Consider the following 5,740-nt stretch of genomic DNA (forward strand, 5'->3'; position numbering starts at 1 on the left):
TCGAAAATCATACGGCAATAGAACTTTACGCCGGTGGCGGCGAGCTGTTCGGACGCTCCTGGGCAAAAAAGAAAAGCTCCAACTGATGTGCGGCAAAGTTACCCAGATACTTGAGTCGTATTTACCATGGAAGTTGCGGCGCAACTAGCTAGGAAACTGCGATGCAAGTATCTAGGTAGTTGAGATGCAAGTTCTAAAAAAATAGTATTATTTCTTCAAAAATTCTTCCATTGTGTCAACAAGCTCGCTGAAATTTGAGCGCAGGCGTTTCATAAGCTCCTGGGTGCGTTTTGTGTCGTAGGAAACGTTTGTTTTTGGCGGAAGCAGCAGCTCGTAAGGCTCAACTTCAAGCGCGTTTGCAATGGAAACTAAGGTTTCAAAAGAACCCCATTTCTTGCCGTTTTCGATGTCGCTGATAAACGGACTGCTTAAATTTGAAAGCTCTGCAAGTTTTTCTTGGCTTAATTTTTTTTCTGTTCTGATTCTTTTTATATTTTCAATATAAAGTTTATTCAATTCATCCTTATTCATTTTGTCAGTTTAAATTCGCTGAAAGTTAGAATGAATAAACGAAGTGATAGTAAATTTAATTAAAGCGGCAACTTTTATAACCGATAGTTAAATCATATAGCGAATTTTATAATTATTTAGCTAAATAATTTCGCTTTTAGTTACCTTTCGGAGCGTAAAATGCCATTCACTGATTCACTGGAAACAAACGCGCTAAAATCAAAAATTGAAGAAATATTAAAGACTGTTCCTGATTTTGTAACTCAGGGCGGAGAGCTGAAGCTCAACATAATAAAAAATGCGGCGGAAAACGGAGATGAAAAACTTCTTGCGCCTCTGCTGAAAAATGCCGCCACAAAAAAGGTTTTCTTCAAGCCTGTTCTGGACAGTTTTGTTTTTGAGAGCGCAAAATTCAAGGAGATTTTGGAATATTCAAGCGGCTGCAACTCGTATTCAAAATATCTTGGGCAGAAAATCGGGCTTTACTTTGGAGATTCCGCGCTTACAGACAGAAGCGAAGTCGTGCTGAATTTTCCGTTCAAGGACTGCGTGCTTGAAGGCGGACAGAGCAAAGAGGACGGTCTTGACGCATATTTTGAATGGGACGAAAAACTCCAGGATTTTACAGAAAAGAAATCAAAACGACGCGAAGTTTTTTACAACGAGATTCTGGCCCAGGACGAAATCGACAATCTTTTTAGCCCGAAGGCATTCTGCAAAGCAAAACGATTTGAGCGTAATTCAAATGAAGCAGTTGAGCCTGCCGAAACCTCGCATCTTAAGCGCAATGCCGAAATAAACAGAAAGCGCGGACTTAGCGACGACACAATCACCGACAACCTGATAATAAAAGGAAACAACCTGCTTGCGCTGCACTCGCTCAAAAAGGGATTCGCCGGAAAAATCAAGCTGATTTATATTGACCCTCCGTATAACACGGGAAACGACGGCTTTGCCTACAACGACAACTTCAATCATTCAAGCTGGCTCACGTTCATGAAAAACCGTCTGGAAGTTGCGAGGGAACTGCTGAAGGAAGATGGAGTGATTTTTGTACAAATTGATAATTCTCCAAGTGATTTACAAAATTCACCTGAGTTTGGCTATTTATTGGTTTTGATGGATATGATTTTTAAGAGAACTAATTATCTTACAACACTGACATGGAGAAAAAAAGGAAACGCTAGCAATACACAAGATGGAATTGGAACAATAACAGAATCAATTCTAATGTATGCAAAGAATATAAATGAAGTATCCATAAATATTTTAGATTTTAAACGTCGTTATGATTATTCTGATGAGAATGGAGGGTATAATTTAGAAGTTCCAATTAAAACAAATGATGGTGATTATGAACGAAAGACCATGAAATTTGAAATAAAAACTCCAGAAGGAACTTTTTTACCGCCAGAAGGAAAAAGATGGACTTTAGGAAGAGAAACAATGGAAGACATCGTAAAATTAAAAAAATATGAAATTAAAAATGGAATATTTAAAGTGAAAAAATATAGAGAAGATTATAAAAAAGGCGATGGAAAACTTTTTAATAATTTGTTGCTTGAACAAGGCTCATTAAAATCTGCGAAAACAGAATTAGAAAAACTTGGATTTAGAAGAGAAAATTTTAATAGTCCAAAGCCAGAATCTTTAATTAAGCAACTTCTTCAAATCTCCACTTCTCCTTCCGACATCGTGCTTGATTACCATTTGGGCAGTGGAACAACCGCCGCAGTCGCGCATAAAATGAGCCGCCAGTATATCGGTGTTGAGCAGATGGACTACATCGAAAGTGTTGCTGTTGAGCGGCTTAAAAAAGTAATCTGCGGAGAACAAGGCGGAATCTCAAAATCCGTGGGCTGGCAAGGCGGCGGCTCGTTTGTCTATATGGAGCTTGCAAAGAAAAACGAGCGTGCGGCAAAGCTTATTTCCTCATGCAAAAATCTTTGTGAGCTAGTAAAAATATTCGACACGTTGAGCAAAAAATATTTTCTTCATTACAACGTTCGCGTAAAGGAATTCAGAAACGAGGTAGTGACCAGTGGGAAATTTGCTTCTCTCCCGCTTGAACGCCAAAAAGAAATGTTCATCCGCATGCTGGACTTAAATCAGCTTTATTTGAATGTCTCCGACCGCCACGACACCACAGCTGGACTTGCCCAAAACGATATCGCATTCACCGAAGATTTTTACAGATTGAAGAACGACTAAAATGATGTATAATCAACTTTAGGAGGCGGACTCATGGAAACTTTGACGTTAAAAAAAGAAGCGATTGACATTATAAATGAACTTCCTGACAGCAAAATTCAGGCTGTCGTGCAATTCGCGCAGTTTATCTTGAAATATGACAACCCGGCTTTTCAGATGGAAGAAAACAAGAGGAATACGCTAGCGACTTTATGCGGCTCAATAGATGACAGCTCTTTTGTGAGACCTTCTCAGCCTCTGCTTTCCGATGATGCAGAAAGGAAGATTATATAATGTATTTTCTTGACACAAATACTTGCATAGATTTTCTTCGGAATCTTTCGGAAAGTGTGCGGAGTCGTTTTCTGTCAATTCCTCTAAATGAAATAAAAATTCCTGTTGTTGTAAAAGCGGAACTTTTGCTCGGAGCATACAAAAGTACTAAAACAGAAACTCTTGAGCGGACAAAACAATTTTTAGAACTGTTTGAAGTGATTCCTTTTGCAGATGAGATGTCCTATACCTACGCGAAAATCAGAAAAGAACTTGAAGTGAAAGGAAACAAAATTGGTGCAAATGATTTATTTATCGCGGCGGCAGCTTTAAATAAAGGCGCAGTTCTTGTTACGCATAATACACGTGAATTTATCCGTATTGACGGACTGCAACTGGACGACTGGAATATTTAAACAATGCTTTACGAAATAATTGAAAATCAGAAAGACACGCTATATCCCGAAGATTACGAAATTCCTTCATACATAACGGACAACCTGAAATTTCCGCTTTATGAGTGGCAGAAAACCGCGCTGGAAAATTTTCTTATAAACGAAAGAACGCGCTCAATCAAGACAAAAAAAGGAGCCGTGTTGCCGCCGAACCATCTTATGTTCAATATGGCGACAGGAAGCGGAAAAACGCTGATTATGGCGGCTCTGATTCTTTACTATTACAAGCAGGGCTTCCGCAATTTTATTTTCTTTGTGAACCAGAATGCGATTCTTGGAAAAACTCAGGCGAATTTTATAGACAAAAACCACAGCAAATATCTTTTTAAGGAAAATGTTGTGATTGACGGTGTGCCGCTGAATTTCAAGGAAGTCGAGATGTTCAGCAGTTCCTGCGATGCGCAGACTGTCCAGATAAAATTCACGACAATCCAGAAACTTCACAACGACATCTACAAGGAAAGTGAGAATTCCCTTCTGCTTTCGGATTTGCAAAAGCGCGACATTGTTTTGCTTGGCGATGAGGCTCATCACCTGAATGCGGCGACACTGAAAAAGAATTCTGCCGTTTCCGCTTCTTATGCAAGCGAGGAAAACGGAACTTTTTCCGACATCTCTTTTTTGGGCGAGTTGAAAGACAGTTCAAAAGATGAGGACGTTGAACGCTCCTGGGAAACGACAGTTTGTCATTACATTCTGAACAAGGGCGGAAAATCTGCTGGGCAGAATAAAAATGTGCTTCTGGAATTCACCGCGACGATTCCGGAGACCGAAGCCGCTCAGAAAAAATATGAAGACAAGATAATCACAAAATTCGCGCTCAAAGAATTTGTTGAAGCCGGATGCACAAAGCATATCCGTCTTGTTCGCTCAAATCTTGAGACAAAAGAGCGCATTTTGCAGGCGTTGCTTTTAAATTGGTACAGATATTCAATCGCGCTTAAATACGGAATTGCAAATTTTAAGCCAGTAATCTTGTTTCGCAGCAAGACGATTGATGAGTCAAAGTCCGACTATCAGAAATTCCTTGAACTGTGCAAAAATGTAACTGCTGACGATTTTGATTTTATAAAGAGAATTTCTTCGGCTCAAAAGATGAATCCATTCGAGCCGGGAACGGACGATATTTCTGATGCATACAACCTGGATGGAAAAATCTTTGAGCGCATAAACGGTTATATGAACAAAAATCAATTTTCCTATGGCACGGTGGCGCAGTTTATAAAGGAAAATTTCGGCGAGCGAAATGTAATCATAACGAACAGCAAGTCCAACAAGACAAAAAAAGAAAAGACCGACGGCGAAACTGACCGCCTGTTGAACAGCCTTGAGGATTCGGCAAACCACATAAGGGCGATTTTTACAGTTCAGCGGCTTACGGAAGGCTGGGACGTTCTGAACCTTTACGATATTGTGCGTCTGTATTCCGGGCGCGACACGGATTTTAAAAGCAAAAAAGCCGGAAGCAGCACAACAAGCGAAGTTCAGCTTATCGGGCGCGGCGTGCGGTATTTTCCTTTTGAATATGAAGGCAAGGAAAAGAGCCGCCGCAAGTTTGACAATGATTTGCAGAACGAGCTTAGAATTCTAGAGGAATTTTATTTCCATAGCGACGATGATGTTAAATATATAAGCGAGCTTTCGCAGGAGCTTAAGCGCACTGGAATTATAAGCGACACAAGAACGCAGAAAACTTTCCGCATAAAGGAGAATTCAAGAAAAGAACTTGAAAAACTTTATCTTTTTGTGAACGAGCGGAAGGAAAATCCAGAACGAAGATTGCGAACTTTGCCCGATGACTTCAAGAATATTCCGCCTTTTGAACACGACCTGACGACTTCACTGTATTCAAATATCCGAGCCGTAAATTTTCAAGGCGGTGACGAAGAGTTTTTGGCTGCGGACTCTCAGAATATTTTTACAGAAACTTTTACATTTGCAGATTTTATAGACGGTTACAGAAATATCTACACAAAGGCAATGCACGTTTTGAACACGAATCCCGCGTCATATTTCAGCTTTGAGAATCTCCGCAATAAATTCAATATCTGCAGCACGGAAGATTTTTTTAGCTTTATAAAGGACATAAAAATCACTTTGAAACGCGACGCGGAATTTTCCGACATTCCGAACAAAAAAATTTTGGAAATGTTTGAAGAATTCTTCTTGTATTGCCAGAAAAATCTTGAAAGCTACGACAATCCGTTTGTGGGAAGCGATTTTAAGCTCGTTCCGTTTTCAGAATGTTTTGCGGCGGAAAAAGAAAAACTTATAAATATTGACGGAAAAAATACTGAAACTTTGGAAAACAA

At 39.7% G+C, this 5,740-nt stretch carries 5 protein-coding genes; 4 read left to right on the top strand and 1 reads right to left on the bottom strand.

The features are described from left to right. Nucleotides 1-207: 207 nt before the first annotated feature. Complete coding sequence (locus B4N75_RS07675; RefSeq protein WP_296018885.1) at nt 208-531, bottom strand: helix-turn-helix domain-containing protein; 324 nt, start codon at nt 529-531, stop codon at nt 208-210. A gap of 159 nt (nt 532-690) precedes the next feature. Between B4N75_RS07675 and B4N75_RS07680 the strand changes: the two genes are divergently transcribed. The 4 genes from B4N75_RS07680 to B4N75_RS07695 form a co-directional block, all read left to right on the top strand. Further along, nucleotides 691-2,721 (top strand): site-specific DNA-methyltransferase, encoded by a 2,031-nt coding sequence (locus B4N75_RS07680; RefSeq protein WP_296707056.1) that lies wholly within the window; start codon nt 691-693, stop codon nt 2,719-2,721. 33 nt (nt 2,722-2,754) lie between these two features. Further along, nucleotides 2,755-2,994, top strand: a complete 240-nt coding sequence (locus B4N75_RS07685; protein WP_296666709.1) for a hypothetical protein — start codon at nt 2,755-2,757, stop codon at nt 2,992-2,994. Next, nucleotides 2,994-3,389, top strand: coding sequence for a PIN domain-containing protein (locus B4N75_RS07690; protein ID WP_296666712.1), 396 nt, complete (start codon nt 2,994-2,996; stop codon nt 3,387-3,389). The genes B4N75_RS07685 and B4N75_RS07690 overlap by 1 nt, the downstream gene beginning before the upstream one ends. A 3-nt stretch (nt 3,390-3,392) precedes the next feature. Next, a partial coding sequence (locus B4N75_RS07695) for a DEAD/DEAH box helicase family protein (RefSeq protein ID WP_296707058.1) occupies nt 3,393-5,740 on the top strand: 2,348 nt, incomplete at its 3' end.

Source organism: Treponema sp. UBA7570, assembly GCA_002477955.1.
Classification (GTDB): Bacteria; Spirochaetota; Spirochaetia; order Treponematales; family Treponemataceae; genus Treponema_D.